This is a genomic window from Janthinobacterium sp. HH102 (assembly GCF_001758625.2).
In the GTDB taxonomy this organism is placed as follows: domain Bacteria; phylum Pseudomonadota; class Gammaproteobacteria; order Burkholderiales; family Burkholderiaceae_D; genus Janthinobacterium.
The window spans coordinates 3,269,917-3,294,840 of the sequence record NZ_CP062062.1 but is presented as its reverse complement, the minus strand read 5'-3'; the positions used below and the strand labels follow the sequence as shown (position 1 = coordinate 3,294,840).

The window sequence follows — 24,924 nt, the reverse complement described above, 5'->3', positions numbered from 1 at the left end:
CGCCTGTTATCACTTGAACACGTTTGGATTTTGCAGACGAGGCCGCAAAGAGGCATACTGACAGTCACGGCGTGCAGGATGTGCCGCCCAACAAGATCAAAAGGTAAGTTCGTGAACACAATCGACAACAAAAGCGTGCAGACGAAAACATTTCGCTGGAAACGCTGGCAGCGCTGGGCCGTCGGCACCGGCTGCGTCCTGGCCGCCTACAGCGCGGCCGGTTTCTGGCTGGTACCCTACGTCATCAAAAACCAGCTGCCCAAATTTGCAGAAAAAGAACTGGCGCGCCAGGCCAGCATCGCCGACGTGCGCTTCAACCCGTTCACCTTGCGCCTGGAAGCGGACCAGATCGCTTTCAAGGAAGCGGCCAGCGCTGGTGGCCAGAGCGGCGCGCCGCTGCTGTCCATCGGCGCGCTGGCCGTGCAACTCGAATGGAAATCCATCGTGCGCCGCGCCTGGAGCCTGGCGGAAATCCGCATCACGGCGCCGCAGGCGCAGTTGACCATCACGCCGGACGGCAAGTTCAACCTGGCCGAAGTGCTGGCCACCTGGCAACGCAATCATCCGGACAAGAGCGACGGCGGCATGCCGCGCCTCGTCATCGGCCACTTTGCGCTGGAGCAAGGCAAAGTGGACTGGCAAGACCAGAAGGCCGGTTATGCGGACAACTTCACGCCGATCAACTTTACACTCGACAATATCTCCACCCTGCCCGATGCCAACGGCAGCTACAGCCTCAGCGCCGACGCGGCGCGCGGCGGCAAGCTGCACTGGCGCGGCACGGCCTCGCTGAGCCCGATCCGGGGCGAAGGCGAGTTGATACTGAACGACGCTTCCCTGCCCGGCCTGGCCGCGTATTTGAAGGCGTACACGCGGGCGACGGTCACCAGCGGCAAGCTGTCGGCCCGCCTGCCCTACGCCTTTTCCTATGCCGACGGCACGCTGCAAGCGACCGTCAAGGGCGCGGGCCTGGCCTTGCGCGACCTGGCGCTGGTGCAAGACGGCAAGGGCGCGCCATTTACATCACTGGACACCCTGGGCATCGCCGGCGTGAACGTGGACCTGGCGCGCCAGAATGTCACGGTGGATAAAGTCAATCTGTACGGCGGCAAGGTGGCCGTGCGGCGCGACAGCAAGGGCGAGATCGACGTGGCGAACCTGGTGCTGCCGGGCAATCCCGCCCCCGCAGCATCGGTCACCGCCGCGCCAGCCAAACCTGGCAAGTGGAAGGTGGATTTAAAACAGCTGGCGCTGGCCAATGTGGACGTGTCCGCCATCGATGAAACCGTCTCGCCTGCCCTGCAATTGAGCGCCAGACAGTTGCAACTGCAGCTGCAGCTGGGCATGCAGCAGGGGCCAGCGGGCATGGCGACCGTCATCGACGGCGCCAATTTCAGTCTGGCCGATCTGGCCATGCAGCGCGGTGCGCAAACGCCGTTCAAGCTGGCCCAATTGGGCTTTACGGAAGGCAAGGTCGACCTGGCGGCGCATACCGTGCACCTGGGCGCCGTGACGGCCAGCGGCGCGCAGATCGACCTGGCGCGCAACCGCCAGGGAGAGTTTGCGATTGCGCAAAAGCTGCCCGTGTTTGCCTCCGGCAAAGCCGACGCAAGCAAGGAAGCGCCATCCGCGCCCTGGTCCACGACGGTAGACAAGGTGGAACTGAGCAAGTTCGGCGCCCGTTTCGACGATGCGGGCACGGGCATCAAGGGCACGCTGCAGGATGCGCGGCTGTCGCTGCACAAGGTCAGCAACGACATGAAGCAGGCGCTGCCGTTCGAGCTGGGCGTGGGCCTGCGCGAAGGCGGCTTGCTCACGGCCAACGGCAAGTTCGTGCCGGGCACGGGCGCCGTCGATGCGCAGCTGAACCTGAAACAGCTGACCCTGGCGCCCGTGCAACCGCTGCTGGCGCAGCATCTGAAACTGAAGCTGGCGGGCGGCTCGCTCTCCGGCAGCGGCCGCCTGACGACGGGCGGCGGCGCGCCGAAAGCGCCCAAGGTACGCTATGAGGGCGGCGTGGATATCGCCGGCCTCGTGCTCAATGAAACGGATGGCAAGCGTTTTGCGTCATGGAAAAGCGTGCGCACCGACAAGCTGACGGCCAGCGTGGGGCCCGATTTTGTCGACATCCCCGAGCTGCGCGTGGTCGAACCGAATGCGCAGCTGATCATCGAAAACGACCGCAGCCTCAATGCGCAGCGCCTGCTGGTGAAGGCGCCGGAGCCGGCGCAAGCCCCAGTGGCGGCCAGCGCGCCCGCCGCTACGGCAGCGCCGGACGCCGCTTTCCCCGTGCGCGTGCGCCGCGTGCGCCTGCAGAATGCCAAGCTGGACTTTGCCGACCTGAGCCTGCGCCCGCAGTTTGCGGCGAAGATCTATGAATTGAACGGCGTCGTCACGGGCCTGTCGACGAAGCGCGATGCGCGCAGCCAGATCGAACTCGATGGCCGCATCGACGAATTCGGCCTGGCCCGCGTGCGCGGACAATTAAATCCCTTCGCCCCGACCGACAACACGGACTTGAACGTGGTCTTCAAGAACGTCGACATGGTGTCCGCCTCGCCGTACACGATGAAGTTCGCCGGCTATAAAGTGGCGGAAGGCAAGATTTCGCTGGACTTGCAGTATAAGGTGCGCAACCGCCAGCTCGACGGCACCAACCAGATTGTGCTCGACAAGCTGACCCTGGGCGAACGCATCGACAGTCCGGACGCCCTGAAGCTGCCGCTGGAATTGGCGCTGGCCATCCTCAAGGATAGCGACGGGCGCATCGACCTGGGCCTGCCCGTGTCGGGCGACATGAACGATCCGCAATTCAGCTATGGCGCGCTGATCTGGAAAGCCGTCGGCAATGTGCTGACGAAAATCGTCACGGCGCCGTTCCGCGCGCTGGGCAACTTGCTGGGCATCAGCGCCGACAAGCTGGAATCGATCGACTTCGATGCGGGCAGCGCCGTGCTGCTGCCGCCCGAGCGGGAAAAACTCAAGCAGGTGGCGCAGATCCTCGCCAAGCGCGAACAGCTGAAGCTGGCCGTGCCGGGCCAGTACAGCGACACGGACGGAGCCGCCCTGCGCGCCCAGGCCGTGCGCCGCGCCGTCGCCGCCAAGGCCGGCATCAAGCTCGAAGCGGGAGAGGAACCGGGACCGTTAAACCTGGGCGAACGCAAGATCCGTGGCGCCCTGCGCGACCTGTACGGCGAGCGCTTCGGCAAGGCTGAGCTGGACAAGCAGAAAAAGGCCGCGGAATCGGCTGCGCCTGCCCCAGCGGCGGCCTCCGCCAACGCTTCCGCGCCGGCGGCGGCCAAGATCCCCGTCTTCCAACGCCTGGGCAAGCTGATCGAGGGTGAGCCGCAAGTGGCCGACACGGGCGCGTTCTACAACGGCTTGCGCGAACAGCTGGAAGCCAAGCAGCCCCTGCCTGCCGATGCATTGAGCAAACTGGGCGCCCAGCGCAGCGCGGCGATTCTGGCGGCCCTGCAGCAGGACGGCACGCCGGCGGCCAGGGTCAGCGCGGGCGCGCCGGAAAAAACGGAGGCTGCGCCGGGCAAGCTGGTGGGCTTGAAGCTGGGATTGGCGGCACAATAAGATATGGAAACCATCTGACGCATGAAAAACCTCGACAAGGTAGCGCCCTATACATCGTCCATTACCCAGGGAAACTGGGGCACCATGACAACGCTGGTAGCCGAAGTCGGCGTATCGGCAAAAGACAGCATTGCATTTGGTGAAAAGACGCTGCTATCGAACTATGTGTACGACAAGAATGGCACGTACAAGCGATTTATACGGTGGTCGGGATTGATGGTAGTATTGACAACTACGCCGAGGATGACGGCATTTTGCCGACACTGTTCCTGAGTCCGGATCAGGAAAATTATGTTTCCGTCATCCCCTATCATCCTGATAAAGAACTGGAAATCAGCATTCCCGTCTTTCATCGCGAAGATGTGGAAATGCCAAAGGGCAACCGTCCATTTACCGGACACTTCATTGGAACAACGGAGGCCTATTCGATATTTCACGATGTGGATATCTTCGATAATAAACCGGACAAAATCCTGGCCATCGAGTTTATCAATGGGAAGCTGAAGAAGAAACACAATGCCAAAATCCCCCTGCCCGCAAATAACCGCATCGCCATTTGCAACAAGGCAATTCATTTGCTGGCAAATGACGGCAGCATCCTGCTGCACCGGGAGATCGATGAAAAAGGCAATGTCCTGCGCTCGCGGGAAATCGGCGCGAAGGATATCGATGTTTTACAGATACTGAGCTCATCGTTCGACAAGGATTCTTATCTGCTGGCGCAAGACAACGATAAAATCATTCTCGAAAAAATAGATGCGGCTGGGGCAAGCGAAATCATTGCATTGGTGGACTTTGCCGATCCACTGTTCAATACATGGCAACCAGTCGACATCGCTGACGACACTTTTGTCACGCGTTTCAATACCGAGTTTGGAAACGGCTGGCTGACCACGAAAAATGATAAGTTATTGGAAATATTCTATAGCAAAGGCGAGCAAGGCTACAGGAACTTGCTGACAAACGCGCTTTTGCCCATACCCCGTGACAAATTGATCATTTCCAGCATCAACAAGACCACGGAGCATGCTTATGCGGTCGTGTTCTACCCGATGGGCGACGATACAGCGGAGAATGCCGAACTCATCGTCTTGAATCGCCGCGTGCCATAGCGTCGGGCACCTCAATGGCAGCGCATCGGCGGCATGGCCAGTCCATGCCGCCGATGCGCTTCACTTACTTATCCTCTTACTTCGCTTTCCCCGCCTCCTTCACCGCCTCGTCCGGCAAGGCAAACGCCACCAGGCTGTCGCCCATCTTCGTGCCCAGCGAACCGTGGCCGCCGGCCATCACCACCACGTACTGCTTGCCCGTCTTGTCGGAGACATAACTCATCGGCGTGGCCTGGCCGCCGGCCGGCAAGCGGGCTTTCCATACGGTTTTGCCGTTGCGCACGTCGTAGCCGCGGATGTAATAGTCGAGCGTGCTGCTGAGAAAGGCCACGCCGCCGCCCGTCGTGCTGATGCCACCCAGGCTGGGCACGCCCAGCGGCAAGGCGATGGGCACGGGGGCACTGTCGCGCGTGGTGCCGTTTTTGTGCATCCACACTTTTTTCATGGTGCGCAGGTCGACGGCGGCGATATAGCCCCACGGCGGCGCCTGGCACGGGAAGCCCAGCGGCGACAGGAAGGGCTTGATTTCCACGGCAAACGGCACGCCCGTCTGCGGCTGCAAGCCCATTTCCGTGCCCGTGCCGCCCGGCGCATTGGCTTGCGCGCGCGGCACCAGGCGCTCCAAAAAGCCCATGTAATCGGGATTGACCAGCAGCAGCTGACGCACGGGATCGACGGCCGCCCCGCCCCATTCGAAGATGCCCAGCGGGCCGGGCGAAATGATGGCGCCCTTGATCTTGCCTTCGGCCACCGTCTGCGGCGTGAACGGCCCTTCGTAACGGTGCTGGCGGAAGATGATGCGGCAAGCGAGCTGGTCGAACGGTGTCGTGCCCCACATATCCGTTTCGCTGATGTGCTTCTCGGGCAGGAACGTGAGCACCGAGAACGGCTGCGTGGGCGAGAGGCGGTCACCAGGGGCCGCGTTGGCGGTCGGCACGGGTTTTTCCGGCGCCGGCACGACCAGGCTGCCGTCGCGCCGGTCGATCACATAGATGTCGCCCCGTTTCGTCGTGGCGACCACGGACGGCACCTTGCCTTTCGGCGTATCGATGTCGACCAGGGTGGGCTGGCCGCCGATATCCATGTCCCAGATATCGTGGTGCACGGTCTGGTAGACCCAGCGCACCTTGCCTGTCGCCAGGTCCAGCGCGACGATGGCGCTATTGTATTTCTCGCCATGCGGATTGCGGTTGCCGCCCCACGTGTCGGGCGTTTCATTGCCCATCGGGATGTACACCATGCCCAGCTTTTCATCGACGCTGGAAACGCCCCAGGAATTGGGCGAGTTATTGGTGTAGGTCTTGCCGTCGGCGATCGGCGCCGTGTCGTCGGGGTTCGAGGCATCCCAGTTCCACATCAGCTTGCCGGTGACGGGGTCGTAGCCGCGAATCACGCCCGACGGCTCTTCCGTGGAAAAATTGTCGGTCACGCTGGCGGCCATCACCACCACGTTTTGCGCCACGGCCGGCGGCGAGGTCGGCATCAAAAAGCCCCGCTTCTTCATGCCCATGCCGTGGTACAGGCCGATCGCGCCGTTTTCGCCAAAGCTTTTGCAGGCTGCGCCCGTATCGGCATTGACGGCGATCAGGGTCGCATCCATGGTCGGCGCGAAGATGCGGCGCGGGCACTCCATGCCGGCCGCCTCGGGTGCAGGGTCGTCCTTGGCGCGGCCCGCGTTGACGTCCCAGTAGGCCACGCCGCGGCAGATCATGTGCTGGTAGCTCGACGCGTCGCGGTTGATCTTCGGATCGTGGCGCCACAGTTCCTTGCCCGTGTCCGGATCGAGCGCGATGACGATGTTATGCGGCGTGCACAGGTACAGCATGCCGTTCACTTTCAGCGGCGTGACTTCGTTGGCGATCTCGCCCGGGTCGTTCAGTCCCTTGAAGTCGCCCGTGTGGTACACCCACGCCTGTTTCAGCTGCGCCGCGTTGGCCGGCGTGATCTGCGCGGCCGGCGCATAGCGGTCGCCATAGCCGGAACGGCCATACGCGGCCCAGTCGTTGGGCGCCACGCCCGGCGCGAAATCGCCTTGCGGCGCGGCCGCCATGTTCTCGGCCGGCACTTCGCCATGCAAAGTGTAATAGTCCTGGAACAGGGAAAAGATACCCACGGCGGCCGTCAGCACCACGGCCGCCGTCAGGGCGCTCTTGCCCGCATCGCGCGGTTTGGCCCCGGCCGTCAAGGGCGGATCGAGGCGGCGGTCGACGAACGGCAGCAGCAGCCAGACGGCGGCGGCGAACCAGATATCGAGGCGCGGCAGCAATTGCCACCAGTCGAACTTCACTTCGACGACGGACCAGATCAGGGTGGCGAACAGCAGCAGCGCGAGAAACAGCTGGGCGCTGCGCCGCCCCTTCCACACGAGCGCGCCCGAGATCAGCATGCCGATGCCGGCCACCACGTAATACAAGGAACCGCCGAGGCTGACGAGCCAGGCGCCGCCGCCGGCAAGCGCCAGGCCCAGCAAGATGAAGATGACTGCGGTGATGACAAGCAAGGGTCCAGGCCGGGCAGAGGCAGTCATGATGCTCCTTTACAAGAGTCAGTCGGCGGCACGCGCCTGCGCACCGTATTTGATTGCAATCAAGCAAATTGCATTTTTTCACCAATCGGCAAAGCGTGCCACACGCGAGAACGCGCGCCGCGTGCCGTGTGGCTTTTTATACACGAGCTGACCGTCGAGCCAGCCACAGCAGTACGATTTTGATGAAAATCATTGAATAAAATAAATTAACAACAAATTTCTCGAATAAAACGAATTTTTATCGTAGAATGAAAAAAACACTGAAACCAACCACTTTTCTTGCATTTCACTTCACTGGACCGGCGCCCATCATGACCATCGCTAAACGGCTGTACGCATTGATTCTTTCCGTCGTCCTCGGACTGGCCGCTCTGGCGGGTTTTGGCATCTACCAGATGGACCGCGTGTACACGGCGGCCAGCTATGCCACCGTTAACACAGTGCCCAGCCTGCTGACCTTGAACCAGGCTTTCGTGCCGTTCGCGCAGATGCGCACGGCCGTCTGGCAGCACATGGCCAGCAAGGATGCGGCCGGGCGCGACAAGCTCGAAGCGGGCATCAGGGAAGCGCGCGCGGCGGTCGGCAAGGCGCTCGACCAGTATGAAAAAGACGATGTCACCGACGAGCAGGACCGCGCGCTGCTGGCCGCCGACCGTGCCGTGCTGGCGCGCTACGACACGGTGCGCGACAAGGTGCTGGCGCTGTCGAAGGCGGGCGAAGTGGACGCGGCACGCGACTTGCTGATGGAAAACCAGCCCATCATCAAGGAACTGGTCGACGCCCTCGCCGCCCACCACCGCTACAACGAAAACGTGTCCGCCAAGGGCGCGGCCGATGGCGCCGCCGCCGCTGCCAGCGCGCGCTGGATTTCCATCGGCCTGGCCCTGGCCGTGACGGCGCTGGTGGCCGGCATGGGTCTGCTGCTGGCGCGGCGCATCGCCGCCTCGCTGGCCAGCGCCATCGACGTGGCCCGCACCATCGCGGGCGGTGACCTCAGCGTGCAAGTGAACACCGCGTCAACCGACGAGGTGGGCCAGCTGATGAAGGCCATGGCGGACATGAGCGCGAGCCTGGTACGCATCGTGGCCGAAGTGCGTTCCGGCACGGACAGCATCGGCACGGCATCGGGCCAGATCGCGGCCGGCAACCTGGACCTGTCGGCGCGCACGGAGCAGCAGGCCGGCTCGCTGGAAGAAACCGCCTCGGCCATGGAAGAACTGACGGCTACCGTGCGGCAAAACGCGGACAACGCCCGCCAGGCCAAGCAAATGGCCGTCAGCGCCTCGGACAAGGCGCAGCGGGGCGGAGCAGTCATGGACGACGTGATACGCACCATGGAAGCGATCGACAGCTCGTCCAACAAGATCGCCGACATCATCAGCGTCATCGACGGCATCGCCTTCCAGACCAATATCCTGGCCCTGAATGCGGCCGTGGAAGCGGCACGCGCCGGGGAACAGGGGCGCGGCTTTGCCGTCGTGGCCACGGAAGTGCGCAACCTGGCGCACCGTTCGGCGGCCGCCGCCAAGGAAATCAAGGTACTGATCGGCGACTCCGTGGAACAGGTCGAACAAGGCGGCAAGCTGGTGCGGCAGGCCGGCGCCGCCATGACGGAAGTGGTCGACACGGCACGCGGCGTGACCGACATCGTCAGCGAAATCTCGGCCGCCAGCGCGGAGCAAAGCACGGGCATCGAGGAAATCAACCGCGCCGTCACGCAGATGGATGAAGTCACGCAGCAGAATGCGGCCCTGGTCGAGGAAGCGGCGGCCGCATCGCAGTCGCTGCAGGAGCAGGCGGCCAGGCTGGCTGGCGTGGTGGGTGCCTTCAAGCTCGCGCCTGCCCAGGCCGGCGCGGCGCCGCAAGCACACGCCGCCCGGCGGCCCGCACAGCACAAGGCGGCGCTCAAACTGGTCGCCACGCGCCCCGCAGGCCAGGCCAGAGCCGCGGCACCGGCCACCGCCGATGCGGGCGACTGGGACGTCTTTTAGGTCCGCCATCACGCAGCATCACTTGCCTAGATAGCATTCATTGGAGCACAGTCATGAACACCCTCTTCGCCATCCCCCCCTTCCTTCGCTGCGAAGACCTGTCGCTGATGCGCACGGCGCTGGCCCTGGCCGGCCTGGTGTTGCTGCTGGCCGCCCTGCTCTGGCGCCGTACCCGCGGGCGCCAGGCCGGCCGCGCGGCACCGGCCGATCTGCATGCACTGTTGCAGATGCGCAAGGCGGCCCCGCCGGCCAAGGTGGCCAACAGCGCACCGCCGCCAGCGCCCAGGGCGCCGGACACGCCGTCGTTCGACGCGGCCCGCCTGGACGCCATGTTCGGCTACGACCGGCGCCTGCAGGGCGAGATTCTGGCCCTGTTCGTGGCCGAGACGCGCGACCGCCTGGCCGGCATCGCCCATGCGCTGCGCTGCGAACGGACCGCGCCGGCGCGCGTGCTGGCGCAGGAAATCCTCGACGGCAGCCAGTCCATGGGTCTGCTCCCGCTGCAGGCGCTGGCGCGCCAGGCCGTGCACGCGGGCTTTTCCAACGATATCGGCGCGCTGCGCCGCCTGCATGCGGAACTGCTGATGGCGCTCGACGCGCTGTCGCAGGCCGTCACGGTCCTGCAGACGGCGGGCGCGGCGCAAGCCGATGACCGCAGCGGCGTCGGGAGCCGGCCATGAGCGCGCATATCGACCTCGCGCACCTGCCCGGCGGCGCCATCCTGCCTTCGCCCGCCGGGCGTTGCCACTGGCTGGCAAACTTGTGCGAGCAGCAGGTATCGCTCGATGAGCTGGCGGAACAACTGGGCTGCGATCCCGCCCTGACGGGCAAGGTCATCGGCCTGGCGAATGCGGGCGTACCGCCGGGCGAGCGCACGCATGCGGCGGTCAGCGCGGCGATGCTGGCCGCCATCGGCTTGCCCGCCCTGCGCCAGGCATTCGCCGCGCCGGCCCTGCCGGCGGCCACGTGCGCGCACTTCGACGCGCAGCGCTACTGGTCGCACGCGCTGGCCATGGCGTGCGCCGCCCGCGTGGCCGGCGACGCGCTGCAGCTGGCGCCGGCCGATGAGCTGTACAGCTGCGGCTTGCTGGCCAACTGCGGCCAGCTGGCCCTGGCCACCTGGCATCCGCAGGAATATGGAGAACTGCTGGGCCAGTACGGCAATGGCGCCAGGGCCCGGCTGCTGTGCGCGGAGTCGCAGCGCTTCGGCCGCCACCAGCTGGCGCTGTCGGCCATGCTCATGCAGGGCTGGGGCATGCCGGACATCCTGTGCGACGCCGTGCGCTGCCATGCCGCGCCGCCCGGCTTCGGGCGGGCCGGGCGCATGACGGACCTGGCCTGGCTGCTGAAGCTGGCCAGCGGCTTCGCCGACCTGATATTGCGCAACGGCGCGGGGCCGCGCGGACCGGTCCTGGCCGCCGCGCGGGTACTGGGCCTGGACAGAAACGACATGGAAACCCTGCTACGCCACAGCAGCGCCGAGTGCAGCGAACGGCGCGATCTCCTGGAACCGCAGACGCATATTGCCCCCGGCCGCACGCGCACGCGAGTCCGGCCCGCCGCACGCGAGGTTTTTAGTGAATTCATATAATTCGTTGAAATTGATTTTTTGAGCCCGATTGCGTATCATTCCCTTCAACTATATCCGCGACCATAAAGCCCATCATGCACACTGCAGACGTTTGCACTACCCAAAAGGCCGCTGAAATCCTCGGCATCTCGGTCACCTCGGTGCAACAACTGGTCGAGGCCGGCGTGATCGAAGCCTGGAAGACCAAGGGCGGCCACCGGCGCATTCCCCTCGCGGCCGTCGAAGCCTACAAGGGCAATCCCGGCCAGCCGGGCCAGGACCAGCGCGCGGCACGGGCCAACCGCCCCGTCCCATCGGGCCGTCCACCGTCCATCCTCGTGATCGAGGACAATCCCATCGAACGCGCGCTGTATGAAAAACAGATCGGTTCATGGGGCTTGCAGGCGGACTTGCGCTTTTGCGAGAACGGCTACCAGGCGCTGATGGAAATCGCCCGCGATCAGCCCGACATCCTGCTGGCCGACATCGTCATGGAAGGCATCGACGGCTACGAAGTGATCCGTACCATCCTGGCCGACCCGTTGCTGGCGGACATGCACATCGCCATGCTGTCGAGCCTGACGCAGGAAGAGCTGGGAGAACGGGGCGGCGTGCCGCCCGGCGTGGTGTTCTTTGCCAAGCCCGTCAATTACGACGAACTGCGCGGCTATCTGCGCGCCTGCTGCGCCGGCCATGCGCGGCGCAACAGCCTGGCCGCCTAGCGCGTCACCTTCCCGCCACCGCTTTCCCCTCGCCACGGAGCCGTCATGCCAGCCTATCGCCACATCGATCCTGCCGTGCTGTTCCACGCCACCGGCCACGACCTGGAGATGTTCCGCGCCCTGTCGCAGACCTACCTCGACACGTCGCCGGCCATGTTTGCGCGCGTCGAGCAGGCCGTGCGCGGCGGTGCGGCGCAAGCCATCGTGCATAGCTGCCATACCTTGCGCGGCACCGTGGCCCTGCTGGGCGCCAGCGCCCTGGTGGCGCGCCTGGCGGCGCTCGAGCAGCTGGTGCGCCATCAAGGTGCGGCGGCAGCGGACTGGCTGACCGAAACGGCGGCGCTGCTCGGCGCGGTGGAGCAGGAGGTTCGCCGCAGCATGCTTGAATACACGGGCGCGCAGGAATGAACGCGCGCCAGGCCGTCCTGCGCCTGGTGCACCGCTACCGGCCGCGCACCATGACGACCGTCGTGGGCCTGGTGCTGGTGGGCCTGCTGGCGCTGCGCATCGCCGTCTCCGGCGTGCTGCTGCACCGCGAAGCCGTCGATGACTGGAAACAGGACCTGTCGAACCTGTCGCTGCTGCTGGCGGAAAACACGGCGCAGAGCATGACGGCGGCCCGTTTGGTGCTCGACAGCGTCAGCAACGAGATCGAGGCCGCCGCCCCTGCGGACGCGCAGGCGCTGGCCGCCGCCGTCGGTACCCAGGCCATGCACCAGACGCTGCGGCACAAGATCGGCGGCGTGCCGCAAGTGGACGTCGTATCGATCGTCGGCAGCGACGCCAGCGTGCTGGCCTTCAGCCGCGCCTTTCCCGCGCCGTCCATCCGCCTCGGCGAGCGCGATTACTTCGAGTATCACCGGCGCCACCCGAACGGCGGCATGCACGTCAGCGCGCCCGTGCAAAACAAGGGCAATGGCGCCTGGACCTTCTATATCAGCCGGCGCATCAGCGGACCGGACGGCCGCTTCCTGGGCGTGGTGCTGGTCGGCCTGTCATGCGACTTCTTCAGCAAATTCTTCCAGAGCACCAGCATCGGCGAACACACGGCCTTTTCCCTGTACCGCAGCGACTACACGCTGCTGGCCCGCTGGCCGGCCGTGCCCGAGATGATGGGCAAGCGCAACCTGACGGGCAGCACCTACCGCCTGCTGGAACAGGGCAAGAGCGATGGCGTGCTGCAGGTGGACACGCCGCGCGCGGCCGACCAGGGACGCACGGTCGACCGCCTGGCCGGCATCCGGCTGGTGCGCGACTATCCGCTGGCCGTCAACGTGACCGTCACGGACGCGGTGTATCTGGCGGCCTGGCGGCGCATGCTGCGCACCATGGGCGGGGCGGCCGTGGTCAGCCTGCTCGTGCTGGCCGGGGCCATCGCGCTGATCCTGGCCCTGCTGCGGCGCCAGGAGCGCGACGCGGCCATGGCGCTGGCGCTGCAAACGCGCGCGGAAGCGGCGAATGCCGCCAAGTCGCGCTTCCTGGCCGTCATGAGCCACGAGATCCGCACGCCGATGGCGGGCATCGCCGGCATGGCCGAACTGCTGCAGGACACCGCGCTCGATGCGTCGCAGCGGCAGCATGCGCAGCGCATCGGCGATGGCGTGCAGCACCTGATGCGCATCCTGAACGATATCCTCGACCTGTCCAAGGTCGAGGCAGGCCAGATGGGCATCGAGCTGCGCGACTTCGACCCGCGCCTGCTGCTCGACGACGTGCTGGCGCTGCACCGCCCGCAGGCCGATAGCAAACAGCTGTTCCTGGTCAGCGAAATCGGCAACAGCGTGCCGCCGCTGATCTGCTCGGACCGCACGCGCCTCGCGCAAATCCTCGGCAACCTGCTCAGCAATGCCATCAAGTTCACGCCCTCCGGCACGGTGACAGTGCGCCTGCACCTGGAACCGGCCACGCCGGACGGCGCCAGCGCCTGCCTCGTCGCCATGGTCAGCGACCAGGGCATCGGCATGACGGGGCAGCAGCTGAGCCGCATCTTCGAGCCGTTTTGCCAGGCCGACGACAGCATCAGCGGCGCCTATGGCGGCACGGGGCTGGGCCTGACCATCTGCAAGCACCTGGTGGCACTGCTGGGCGGCGAGATTTTCTGCAGCAGCGCGCCCGGCGCCGGTTCCCGCTTCACCGTGCGCATCCCCTGCATGCCGGCGCAGGCGCCGGAGCCGGAGCCGGAGACAGCCGCGCCATCGGAATCCGCAGCCGCCTGCGCGCCCGTTCCCGCATCGGAAGGGGGCGCGCGCATCCTGCTGGTCGAGGACACGGCGCTGAACCGCCAGCTGGTGTGCCTGCAGCTGGGCGCGCGCGGCTACCGCATCGACACGGCGGAAAACGGCGAGCTGGGCTTGCAGGCGCTGGCCGAGCAGCAGTACGACCTGGTCCTGATGGACTGCATGATGCCCGTCATGGACGGCTACCAGGCGTGCCAGGCCCTGCGCGCCCGCGAAGCGGCCAGCGGCGCGCCGCGCCTGCCCGTCATCGCCCTCACGGCCGGCGTCACCGAGGACGACCGGCAGCGCTGCATGGCGGCCGGCATGGACGATTATCTGTCCAAGCCGTTTACGGCCGCCCAGCTGCGCGAAATGGTCGACCGCTGGCTGACGCGCCAGGCGGCGATACGCGAAGTAACCCCCAATAAATTATTGTAATTTCTGACTTCCATAACCGGCGCTGTGCTGTGTTGCCCGCAGCTAGCAGTGCTCGCACTGCGTCACTGCAGGCGCCTTGCACAGCATCCGGTTCTGTTCGTCATAAATTCACAATAATTTCCCGAGGATTACTTAGCCGCCCGGGCCGCGCACAATACAACACTTTCCCCGCAAAAAAATCATTTTAATCGTTAAAATCAATTATATTCGCTATAATTGATAAAACGACGCGCCAGCGACGCCGGGCATCCTCGCACAACGGCACAACTGGCGGCGGACCTTGCGGAGGCGGCATGCGGCAGCACAGATACTGGAAGGCCATGGCCTGGGAGCGTTGGGAGCGTTGGGATACGCGCACCCTGCTGTCGCTCTTCATGGCCGTGCTGCTGGCGGGCTTGTGGGGCATCACCATGCTGCAACTGCGGCACGCCTACGACGCCGCCGTCGCCGGCGCCGGGCGCGATGCGCGCAGCATGGCGCGCGTCTTTGACGAACACGCAATCCGCACGATCGAGGCGGCGGATCAGGCGGTCACGTATTTGCGCAGCCGCTACCAGGCGCTGGGCAGCCGCCTCGACATCGTGGCCGATCTGCGGCAAGGCCTCAATCCCGGCCCCCTGTACAACCTGTTTACCATCGTCGACGAACAGGGCGACACGGTGCTGTCGAGCCGCCCTTTCCAGCCCACCAACCTGGCCGACCGAGAGCACATCCGGGTACACATGCAGCGCGACAGCGGCGAACTGTATATCAGCAAGCCGGTGCTGGGCCGGGTGTCGAAAAAATGGTCGATCCAGATGACGCGCCGCATCAACCATGCCGATGGCCGCTTCAAGGGCGTGGTGGTGGTCTCGATGGACCCGTATTACTTTACCCGCCTGTACGACGAAGTCGACCTGGGCGACAACAGCTCCACCGAACTGGTCGGCAACGACGGCGTGGTGCGCGCGCGCCGGGTCGGCACCGTCGACACCATCGGCCAGGATATCGGCGGCAGCAAGGTATTTTCTCTGATGCAAGGTAAAACGCGGGGCGGCTTCACCGAACGCAGTCCCGTCGACGGCGTCCTGCGCTTTTACGCGTTCGAAAAACTGGCCGGCTACCCGCTGTACATGCTGGTCGGGCTGGACCGCGACACGGTATTGGCCGACTACGTCTCGCGCCGCGACCAGGCCTTGCTGATGGCGGCCATCACGAGCGCCCTGATCGTGCTGTCGTGGGCCGCGCTGGTGCTGCTGATCGGCCGCCTGGTCGACAGCCGCGCCAGGGCCATCGCCGCCAGCGAGGCGAAGTCGCGCTTCCTGTCGAACATGTCGCATGAATTGCGCACGCCCCTGAACGGCATCCTCGGCTTTTCCGAGCTGCTGCTGGAGCAGCTGCGCCAGCCGGAACAGGCCGCCTACGCGCAAACGATACAGGACAGCGGCCGCCAGTTGCTGGCCATGGTCGAGGCGGCGATGGAATTGAGCGCGCTCGAACAGGACCAGGTAAGGCTGCAGTCCAGCGCCGCGCCATTGGACCAGCTGCTGGAACTGGCGCTGGCGCCGCACCGGCCGCGCGCGGCCCACAAGGGCTTGCAGCTGGCCGCGCACGTGGCGCCCGCCACGCCGCCGAGCATCGATTGCGACCGCGTGCGCCTCGTGCGCGTGCTCGATATCCTGCTCGATAACGCCATCCGCTACACGGCTGCGGGCCGGGTCGACGTGCACGTCATGCACAGCGGCGCGGACCTGCAGATCGAAGTGCGCGATACGGGTATCGGCATCGCGCAGGCGCAGCAGGGCGTCATCTTCGACAAATTCTCGCAGGCGGACGACTCGCCGAGCCGCGCCCATGACGGCGCAGGCATGGGCCTGGCCATCGCGCGCCAGCTCGCCGTGCTGATGGGCGGCAGCATCGGCGTGGCATCCGCGCCGGGCCAGGGCGCCGTCTTCCGCCTGCACCTGCCCCTGTCCCTTGGGGGCAAATTGGCCACACTATCACATGCATAGTTGTGCGCAAAAGTTGTTCTCAATCCATATCGGGTATAGCATCGCCACATGACCTATCACACAGATGCGGCGGCGGTGCGCAGACAATGGATCGAATGGCTGTTCTTGCTCCTCGGGCTGCTCATCGTCGCTGCCGCCCTCGCCTATGCGCATCTGGCCGAGGCGACGCGCCATGACGCCGCCGAACGCGAGCGCCTGAGCGTGCTGACGGCGCTGCTGGCAAAAAATATCGAAGTCGACCTGGAGGCAACCAACCTGGTGCTGGGCGGCGTGATCCGCGACTATCTGGCCGCCGGCACGGCACCGGACGCCGGGCAAGCGCTGCCCCGGCGCCTGGCCGCGCTGGTCGACGCCATGCCTGGCGTGCGCACCATGCTGGTCATCGATGCGCAAGGCAAGCCGGTCGCCACCAACATCGCGGAACTGGCGGACCAGGATTTTTCGCGCCGCGGCTACTTCCAGACGGCGCGCGACGCCCCCGATGCGCGCATGCTGTACATCTCGGCGCCCTTCCATACCTTCAAGGGCGACCTGGTCATCACGGCGTCGCGCATGGTGCAGGACAAGCAAGGCCGCTTTGCCGGCGTGGTGGTGGCCACCTTCGCCCCCGAATACTTCACGGCCAAGTTCCGCACCGCCATGTACGCGCCCGACGTCTGGGCCGTGGTGCTGCATGGCGACGGCCGGCAGTTCCTGAATTACCCGGCCAGGACTGCCAATGGCGCCAATATGGACGTCCCCGGCAGCTTCCTGCGGCGCTTTCGCGACAGCGGCTATCAGGCGGGCGTCCTGAGCGGCGTCGACATTGCCGGCGCCCCCGCCGCCCCCCGCGTCATGGCCATGGCGACCATCGCCCCGCCGGCCCTGCACATGGACCGCGCCCTCATCATCGGCCTGAGCCGCGAAGAAGCGGCCATCGCCGCCCCGCTGCAACGCCAGGCGCTCGGCTACGTCCTTTCCTTTGCCGTGCTGGCGCTGGCCGCGGCCAGCCTGCTGTTCTGGAGCCAGCGGCGGCGCCGGCAGCAGGCCGCCTGGCATGCGGAGCAGGAAACGGAGCGCCAGGCCATGCAAGCCGTGTCCGACAGCGAAACGCGCTTTCGCACCCTGATCGAAGACGCGCCCGTGGCCATCGCCATCCTGCGCCACGGCCGCTTCATCTACTCGAATCCCCGCTACCGCAGGCTGCACGGCTACACGGCGGATGACAATCTGAACGGCCTGCCCTGGTCCGCCATGATTTCCGCGCCATCGCTGGCGGCGCTGGCCGCCAATGAAGCGCTGATCGAGGCGGATTCGCCCAGCGAACAGGTGTTCGAGGCCGTCGGCCTGGGCAAGCAGGGCCTGCCCGTGCCCATGTACAAGACCACCACGCGCGTGGTGCTCAAGGATGGACCGGCGACCCTGATCTTTGCCCAGGATATTTCCACGCAAAAGCAGGCCGAAGAGGCCATGCTGCTGGCGCGCGACGCGGCCGAATCGGCCAACCGCAGCAAGGCGGAATTCCTCGCCAACATGAGCCATGAAATCCGCTCGCCGCTCAACGCCATCCTCGGCATGGCCTGGCTGCTGGAACGCGACGGCCTCGATGGCGAAGCGCTGCTCATGGCGCGCAAGATCCGCGCCGCCGGCCAGTCCCTGCTGGGCATCATCAACGACGTGCTCGACGTATCGAAAATCGAGGCGGGCCACATGACCATCGAACGGGCGCCGTTCCGCCTGGCCGACGTGATCGAAAAGATCGCCGTCAGCATGGGCGTGGCCGCGCATGACAAGCCGATCGAAGTGCGCATCGGGCCGCTGCCCGATGGCGTCGAGCAGGTGATGGGCGACGCGCTGCGGCTGGAACAGGTGCTGGTCAACCTGACCAGCAACGCCATCAAGTTCACCGCGCAAGGCGCGGTCGAGCTGACGAGCGCGCTGGAGAGCCGCGACGGCGACGCCGCGGTGCTGTGTTTCAGCGTGCGCGACACGGGCATCGGCATCGCGCCCGAGGTGCAGGAGGCGATCTTTTCCGCCTTCGCCCAGGCCGATAGCTCCACCACGCGCCGCTTCGGCGGCACGGGCCTGGGCCTGACCATCTGCCGCCAGCTGGTGCGTCTGATGGGCGGCGCCATGCGCCTGACAAGCGTCATGGGCCAGGGCAGCACATTCAGTTTCACGGTGCCGCTGCAGCTGATGCCCGCCAGCGCCCCGTCCTCGCCCGACATGCAAGGCTTGCGCGTCTTGCTGGCCGACGGCAAGGCCGACTCGCGCGCCGCCGTGGCCGCCGTCGCGCAGGGTCTGGGCTGGCGCGTGCATGCCGTCTCCGGCGGCCAGGCGGCGCTCGAGCATGCGCTGGCCTGCGCCGAGGACGCGCGGCCCGGCGTCATCGTGCTGGCCGCGCGCATGCCGGACATGGACGGGGAAACCACGGCGCGCGCCCTGCGCGAGCACCTGCCGCCGCAGGATTGCCCCATCGTGATCCTGGCGGCCAGCGGCGCACCGGCGACAGCGCCCGCGCGCCGCCATACGGACCCGGCCAATCCGGCCGATGCCATCCTCAACGAACCGGTGACGGCTTCCAGCCTGTACAACGCGACGATGGAAGCGCGCCAGCGGCGTGCTGAAGCGGCCGGCCTGGACACGGGCCACGCAGCGCTGGGCGCACGCGTGCTGGCCGGCGTGCGCGTGCTGGTGGTTGACGACAGCGACATCAACCGCGACGTGGTCAACCATATCCTGTGCGACCAGGGCGCCCTGCCCTCGTTCGCCTGCGATGGCCAGCAGGCGCTGGACTGGCTGCTGGCCCACCCGTCCGACGTCGACATCGTGCTGATGGATGTGCAGATGCCCGTCCTGGATGGCTTGCAGGCGACGCGCGCGCTGCGCCAGCTGCCGCAGTTCCAGGACTTGCCCGTGGTGGCCCTGACGGCCGGGGCGTTCCGGACACAGCGCACGGCGGCGCTGGAAGCGGGCGTGAACCATTTCATCAGCAAACCGTTCGACGTGCCGCAGACCATCGCCCTGATCGCAAGCGCGCACCGGCGCCATGCGCAAGGGCTGCCGGCCCTGCCGCCGGCAGCGACCGAAGCGGCGGCGCCCTCGCGGGCAGGCGGTGCGGCGCCCGTGATCGACCTGGCGCAAGGGATGGCGCAGTGGCTCGACGAAGCGCCCTACCGCCAGCATCTGTCGCACTTCGGCAACACTTACCGCAACACGGTGGGCGCCATGCGCGCGCTGCTGGCGGCCAATGCACGCGGCGACGCCGCCGCGCTGGCGCACAAGCTGGCCGGCGTGGCAGGCAGCCTGGCCCTGCCCGCCACCCTGCAAGCCGCCCAGCAAGCCGAACAGCTGCTGCACGCGGGCGGCGATGCGTCAGCCGCGCTTGATGCCCTGGAACAGGCGCTGGCGCACGCCATCGATGCCGCCGCCGCATTCACGGCACAGACGCCGGCGCCCGGCCAGCCGGCCATGCCAGAAACGCAACATGGCAGCGCATGCCAATGATAGACTTGCCAATATGAAATTTTAGGAGACACCATGATCTGGTGCAGGGATTTGCTGTTGAGAGCCTTCATGCTGGGCATGCTGCTATTCGTCGTGGGCGAATCGCTGTCCTACTGGACGCCGGAAATCAGGAAACTGCTGGCCTGGCGCCCGTTCTGACGCCAGGCTAGCCTTCGCGGCCATCCACCCTGGCACGCCACAAATAAGGCGCATACACGCACGCATACAGGCCAAAGGCCAGCGACCAGCACGCGCCGGCCGCCAGCAGCAGCGGCATGGACAGCGCGGCGGGACCGACGGCAGCCAGCAGGCGCGCCAGCGCGCCAAGCTGGATCAGCCAGTACATCGCCGCTTCCGCCCTGCCTCCCTTGAGCGCACGTCCCGTGTGGCCCAGGGTGGTGCGCGTCATCATGCCGATGATCAGGCCCGCCATCGATCCCACCGTCAGCGCGTGCAAGGCGGCGCTGGCCGGCAGCAGACCCAGGCTGGCGGCCGCCAGCAGCGCAAAGCCGATGCCGATCCACGCGTAAGACAGGTGCAAAATCCACAGCAGCGGCACGCGCACCGTGCGCTGCGGCTGCCAGGCCAGCAGATTGGCCAGCGATACGCCTGCCGCGCACAAGGCCAGCGGCGCCGTCAGCCAGGCGGGCGCGCCGGCCAGCCACGCGATCGCGGCCGCCGCCATGCAGGCCACGGCGACCAGCGCGCGTTTCGGGCTGGCCACCGGCGTGCTGCCAGGTGCGCCATTGCGGGTAAACATGGGAATGACGCGCGCGCCGATCACCGATTCGATCAGCACGATGATGAAGATGGCCGCCTGCACGGGCACAAACAGCGACAGCGGCAGCCAGCCCAGCACGGCCGCGTGGAACAGGGCATTGGCCAGCGCCAGCAAGGCCAGCAGACCGACGAGAAACAGATTGCGCGTATTGCCCGAGCGGCGCAGCACCTGGTACAGGGGCCAGGCGGCCAGCGGCAGGAACAGCCAGTCGATCAGCGCCGGCAGCAGGCCGGGGCCGCACAGCATGGCCACGCGTCCCGCCAGCCACAGCCCCGCCAGCGCCATCAGCTGCGCACCGTGCGGCGTGGGCAAGCCCGTCCAGTTGCGCCCCGCCGTGTAGAGGAAACCGACGACGACGGCCAGCGCGAAGCCGAACACCATTTCATGCATGTGCCATCCCAGACCCACCTGCAGACCGCCCGGCAGCAGGCCCGCATAGCTGGCCAGCCACAGGGGAATGGCGATGGCCGCAAACACGGCCGCCAGCAGGTAGAACGGGCGGAAGCCCAGTTGCCAGACGGCGTGGCCGGCATGCCAGGGAGCGGCGCCTGCTGTCGTGGAAGGTGGAGAAGGTTCGCTGATCGGGGTGATGGCCATGATGGAGTCGCCTTTAAAGATATATTCAATATACTACTTTAAAAGCGCAGATGCCGCCATCGGCATAAAGGACTAGAGAGATAGCGAGAAGTCACCATGGGGTCTGACCCGGCGGGTCCGACCCCGACTCGGGCTACTTGCCCTGGCGGTGCTCGACCGCGTACACGGCCGCCTGCACGCGGCTCGTGAGGTTGAGTTTTTTCAGCACGTTCTGCACGTGGATCTTGACCGTGCTTTCGGCCAGGTCCAGGGTGCGGGCGATGCCCTTGTTGCTCTCGCCGCGCGACAGGCAGTCGATGATTTCCTTTTCGCGCGGGGTGAGCTTGTCGAGTTCCGACACGGGTTCCTCGCGCCGCGTGCCCGCCTGCAGCTGCGCCACCAGCTTGCCCGTCATCGCTTCGGCGATGACGACTTCGCCGGCCGCCGCGCGGCGGATGGCGCGCACCAGGTAGTCGGCGTCGATATTCTTGATCAAATAGCCGCAGGCGCCCGCGCGCAGGGCCGTGGCCAGGTCTTCGGCGTCTTCCGACACGGTCAGCATGACGATGGCCGTATCGGGGCAGTCGTGCTGCATCAGCTGCAGCGCTTCCACGCCGGACATGCCGGCCATGTTCAGGTCCAGCAGCACCACGTCGGGCTGCAGCTGGATGGCGCGCTTGATGCCTTCCACGCCATCGGCCGCCTCGCCGACAACGGAAAAGTCCGTATGGCGCTGCAGCAGCGAGCGTATGCCGCTGCGGAACAGCGCGTGGTCGTCCACCAGCATGACGGTGATCGGTTTATCGGAAGTCTCCATTTTTTTATACTTTCAGATAGTGGCTTAGGCGGCGCGGCGCTGCTCGCGCGACAAATGCAGTTCGACGGTCGTGCCGCCGCCGGGGCAGGCATGCACGTCAAACGTGGCCTCGATGCGCTGCGCGCGCTCGCGCATGATATGGATGCCGACATGGCTGTCGCCCTTTTCCAGCACGGCGGCAGCGTCGAAGCCGACGCCATTGTCGCTGATCGTCAGCGTAAAATCCTGGTGATCGGCGAGGCGCACCTCGACGTGGCTGGCCTGCGCGTGCTTGCGGATGTTCGACAGCGCTTCCTGCACGATGAATAATAACTGCAATTGCTGCTCGCGGGGGAATGGCGCGCCGTCGACGTCGGCCAGCAGCTCGGCGTCGATGCCCGTCTGGCGGCGGAATTTGTCCAGCGCCGCGCGCAGGGAGCCGATCAGGTCATCCTCCATCAGGCGGCTGCGGAAATTGGCCAGCAGTTCACGCACGTCCTCGTAGCTTTCCTTCACGCCCGCGTGCAGAGCCGGCACGATGCCCGCCACCTCGTCGAAACGCGCATTGCGCACGGAGTCGTCGAGCATCTGCACCTGCAGGTTGAGGAAGTTGAGGCTTTGTGCGATGCTGTCGTGCAGACCCTGCGCCACCAGGTTGCGCTCTTCGGAAATGGCCATCTCGCGTTCGCGCGCGGCCAGGCGCAGGTTTTCCAGCGCGATGCCCAGCAGCTGGCCCAGGGTTTCCAGCAAGGCCAGTTCGCGCGCGGAAAACACGCGCGCATGGCGGAAATGCAGGTTGAAAAAGCCCAGGTGCTGTTCGTGCGCGTGGATATGGAAAACGGAGACGGTGGCAAAGCCCTCGCGGTGGCAGCGCAGCTCGTGCGCCTTGTCGATGCGCCGCATGTCGTGCACCTTCGCCACCTTCATCTCGACGGCCGTGCCGCACAGGCAGTCGCCCACCTTCAGGCAATGCTCGGACGCCACCAGTTCTTCGGACAGGCCCGTATGCACCACCATGTGCAGGTTGCCCCGCTCGGCGTCGAGCACGCGCACGGTGGAACCGTCGGCCTCGAAATAATCGACGATGCGCTGCATGAAGCCGCCGCAGATATCTTCCAGGGGCTGCGGGCGCTGCAAAAAGGCCGCGCTTTCATACAGCAGTGCCAGTTCGCGGTTGCGGTATTCGAGCGTGGCCGTCTTGCTGCGCACGCCCTCTTCCAGGTTGCCGTACAGCGCCTGCAGGCGGTCGGCCATCTGGTTGAAGCCGCTGGCCAGCTGGCCGAATTCGTCATTGCTCTCGACGGCCAGGCGCACGCTGAAGTCGCGTTCCTTCATGCGCTGCATGCCCAGGCGCAGCCGCGTCACCGGTTCGATGATGAGCATGAACATCAGGTAAATCATGCTGACCGTGCCGATGACGGCCATGCCGACGAGGATCAGCTGCGAGGCGCGCAGCCAGAAGGTGCGCTGTTCGCTATCGTGCTCGATCAGGCGCACCAGCTGGTCGACCTGTCCCACGAAAGTGTCGGCATCATGCTCGAACTGGCGCGCGCGCACAATGGAATCGGCGGCCAGGGCGGCCGGACGCAAGGCACTGCGCCAGGCGACGCCGATGCGTTCGAATTCGGACTTGATGGCCGTGCTGGGGGGCAGGAACAGGGGACGCTGCGGGTCGCCGTGGCCGATCTTGGCCAGGGTCTCGTCGATCAGCAGCACTTGCTGGCGCGCCTGCTCGCGGGCGTCGCTGGCAAGCAGCAGGGTCAGGCGGTAGGTCTGCATGCGCAGCCGGCCCGTCTCGTTGATGGCGGCCGAACTGCCTTCGAGCTGCCACGACAAAAACAGGGTGCAGCCGATGGCGCTCAAGGCCAGCACCAGCATGAGCAGCAGCGCGCCGACAATCTTGGTCGACAGCTTCTGCCAGGAGGAAAACATCGCCTTGAATTTCATACTACCCCTAATGAATGCCTGTTTGTGGCCCCTATGCAGTCAAGTCAGCGACATCACTCCACCCACAGGCAAAGATCCGGGGTCAGACCCGGCGGGTCTGACCCCAGCAGTGACACCTCCACTCAGCCGCCCGTCTGCGCCATGAACCTGATAATTTTATCGGGCTGCGTATTGAAATCATGCTGCTGCGGCTTCAGTTCGATGGCGGCGCGGATCGCCGCCTCGATCTGCGCATCCGTGGCCCCGCCGCGCAGCATGGGGCCAAACGCGAATTTCTCTTCCTGTCCCAGGCACAGGTACAGGGTACCATCGACGGACAGGCGCACTCGGTTGCAGGTGGCGCAAAAATGCTGCGACATGGGCGTAATGAAGCCGATGCTCGAGCGTCCGTCGGGGGTCGCCATGTAGCGCGCCGGCCCTCCCCCCAGTTCCATTGCCTGCGGCACCAGGCCGAAGCGGGCCGCCAGGCGTTCGCGCACGGGGCCCAGCGGCATGTAGCTGGCATTGCGGCCCGTGCTGCCCATCGGCATGGCTTCGATCAGGCGCAGGATGAACTGCTGCTCGATGCAGAAGGCCGCCATGGCCTCGATCTGGCCGTCATTGATGCCGCGCATGGCCACCATATTGATCTTGATCGGGTCGAAACCGGCCGCCTTGCCCGCCATCAGGCCATCCAGAATGGGCTGCAGGCTGTCGCGCCCCGTGATCTGCTGCATGCAGGCGCGGTCGAGCGAATCGAGGCTGACGTTGATGCGGTCCACGCCGGCCGCGCGCAAGGCCACGGCATGCTTGCCCAGTTGGGTGGCATTGGTCGACAGCGACAGGTCGTCCAGACCGGGCAGCGCGGACAGCCTTTGCGCCAGCTGCGGCAGATTGCGCCGCAACAGGGGTTCGCCGCCCGTCAGCCGCACGCGGCGCGTGCCGAGGCGCACGAAAATGCCCAGCAGGCGCTCGATCTCGTCGAACGTCAGCCAGTCCTTCGGCTCCTCGAAGCCGCGAAATCCCTTGGGCATGCAATAACCGCAGCGCAAATCGCAGCGGTCGGTGACGGACAGCCGCACATAATCGATCGAACGGCCAAAACGGTCCTGCAACTTGACGCTACCCATGACGCTACTCCTGATTCTTCCGTGATTGTAAAGGCTGGGGCACAATCTGGCTGTGCCCCAGAAGGCCTAGCGGCCTACGC

Annotated in this window: 17 protein-coding genes; 12 read left to right on the top strand and 5 right to left on the bottom strand. The window is 65.8% G+C overall.

Features of this window, described 5'->3' with window-relative positions; translation table 11 throughout:
- Positions 1-111 precede the first annotated feature (111 nt).
- From JAB4_RS14915 to JAB4_RS14910, 3 genes are read left to right on the top strand one after another with little or no spacing between them, the layout of a single operon-like run.
- Positions 112-3,582 carry a DUF748 domain-containing protein gene (locus JAB4_RS14915; protein WP_227741961.1) on the top strand — a complete coding sequence of 1,157 codons (3,471 nt, stop codon included), beginning with the start codon at positions 112-114 and terminating at the stop codon, positions 3,580-3,582.
- Positions 3,583-3,603: 21 nt separating this feature from the next.
- On the top strand, positions 3,604-3,855 hold the full coding sequence (locus tag JAB4_RS30655; RefSeq protein ID WP_217494583.1) for a hypothetical protein: 252 nt from the start codon (positions 3,604-3,606) through the stop codon (positions 3,853-3,855).
- Positions 3,837-4,694 carry a hypothetical protein gene (locus tag JAB4_RS14910; RefSeq protein ID WP_217494584.1) on the top strand — a complete coding sequence of 286 codons (858 nt, stop codon included), beginning with the start codon at positions 3,837-3,839 and terminating at the stop codon, positions 4,692-4,694. Before JAB4_RS30655 ends, JAB4_RS14910 begins: the two co-directional genes overlap by 19 nt.
- A gap of 76 nt (positions 4,695-4,770) precedes the next feature.
- Here the strand turns inward: JAB4_RS14910 and JAB4_RS14905 are convergent, their stop codons facing one another.
- Complete coding sequence (locus tag JAB4_RS14905) at positions 4,771-7,221, bottom strand: membrane-bound PQQ-dependent dehydrogenase, glucose/quinate/shikimate family (RefSeq protein ID WP_070223594.1); 2,451 nt, start codon at positions 7,219-7,221, stop codon at positions 4,771-4,773.
- 311 nt (positions 7,222-7,532) lie between these two features.
- Between JAB4_RS14905 and JAB4_RS14900 the strand changes: the two genes are divergently transcribed.
- From JAB4_RS14900 to JAB4_RS30940, 9 genes are all read left to right on the top strand, one after another.
- Entirely contained in the window at positions 7,533-9,212 is a 1,680-nt protein-coding gene (locus JAB4_RS14900; protein ID WP_071650253.1) for a methyl-accepting chemotaxis protein, read from the top strand.
- 53 nt (positions 9,213-9,265) lie between these two features.
- Entirely contained in the window at positions 9,266-9,892 is a 627-nt protein-coding gene (locus JAB4_RS14895; RefSeq protein WP_070223596.1) for a hypothetical protein, read from the top strand.
- Entirely contained in the window at positions 9,889-10,803 is a 915-nt protein-coding gene (locus tag JAB4_RS14890; RefSeq protein ID WP_070223598.1) for an HDOD domain-containing protein, read from the top strand. The genes JAB4_RS14895 and JAB4_RS14890 overlap by 4 nt, the downstream gene beginning before the upstream one ends.
- 74 nt (positions 10,804-10,877) lie before the next feature.
- Complete coding sequence (locus JAB4_RS14885; RefSeq protein ID WP_070223600.1) at positions 10,878-11,504, top strand: response regulator; 627 nt, start codon at positions 10,878-10,880, stop codon at positions 11,502-11,504.
- Between the two features lie 45 nt (positions 11,505-11,549).
- Positions 11,550-11,912, top strand: a complete 363-nt coding sequence (locus JAB4_RS14880; protein WP_070223602.1) for an Hpt domain-containing protein — start codon at positions 11,550-11,552, stop codon at positions 11,910-11,912.
- Positions 11,909-14,158: a hybrid sensor histidine kinase/response regulator gene (locus JAB4_RS14875; protein ID WP_083287086.1), complete on the top strand. Its 2,250-nt coding sequence runs from the start codon at positions 11,909-11,911 to the stop codon at positions 14,156-14,158. The genes JAB4_RS14880 and JAB4_RS14875 overlap by 4 nt, the downstream gene beginning before the upstream one ends.
- A gap of 293 nt (positions 14,159-14,451) precedes the next feature.
- Complete coding sequence (locus tag JAB4_RS14870) at positions 14,452-16,149, top strand: ATP-binding protein (RefSeq protein WP_227741960.1); 1,698 nt, start codon at positions 14,452-14,454, stop codon at positions 16,147-16,149.
- A gap of 48 nt (positions 16,150-16,197) precedes the next feature.
- Positions 16,198-19,635: a response regulator gene (locus tag JAB4_RS14865; RefSeq protein ID WP_070223606.1), complete on the top strand. Its 3,438-nt coding sequence runs from the start codon at positions 16,198-16,200 to the stop codon at positions 19,633-19,635.
- 33 nt (positions 19,636-19,668) lie between these two features.
- A complete protein-coding gene (locus JAB4_RS30940) occupies positions 19,669-19,794 on the top strand; it encodes a hypothetical protein (protein ID WP_265334661.1) in 126 nt (41 codons plus the stop codon).
- A 7-nt stretch (positions 19,795-19,801) separates the two neighbouring features.
- Here the strand turns inward: JAB4_RS30940 and JAB4_RS14860 are convergent, their stop codons facing one another.
- From JAB4_RS14860 to moaA, 4 genes are all read right to left on the bottom strand, one after another.
- Positions 19,802-21,013 carry an NnrS family protein gene (locus tag JAB4_RS14860; protein WP_083287085.1) on the bottom strand — a complete coding sequence of 404 codons (1,212 nt, stop codon included), beginning with the start codon at positions 21,011-21,013 and terminating at the stop codon, positions 19,802-19,804.
- Between the two features lie 133 nt (positions 21,014-21,146).
- On the bottom strand, positions 21,147-21,809 hold the full coding sequence (locus JAB4_RS14855) for a response regulator (protein WP_070223608.1): 663 nt from the start codon (positions 21,807-21,809) through the stop codon (positions 21,147-21,149).
- 24 nt (positions 21,810-21,833) lie between these two features.
- Positions 21,834-23,735 (bottom strand): type IV pili methyl-accepting chemotaxis transducer N-terminal domain-containing protein, encoded by a 1,902-nt coding sequence (locus JAB4_RS14850; RefSeq protein WP_070223610.1) that lies wholly within the window; start codon positions 23,733-23,735, stop codon positions 21,834-21,836.
- A 122-nt stretch (positions 23,736-23,857) separates the two neighbouring features.
- Positions 23,858-24,844 (bottom strand): GTP 3',8-cyclase MoaA, encoded by a 987-nt coding sequence (moaA, locus tag JAB4_RS14845; RefSeq protein WP_070223612.1) that lies wholly within the window; start codon positions 24,842-24,844, stop codon positions 23,858-23,860.
- Positions 24,845-24,924: the final 80 nt, after the last annotated feature.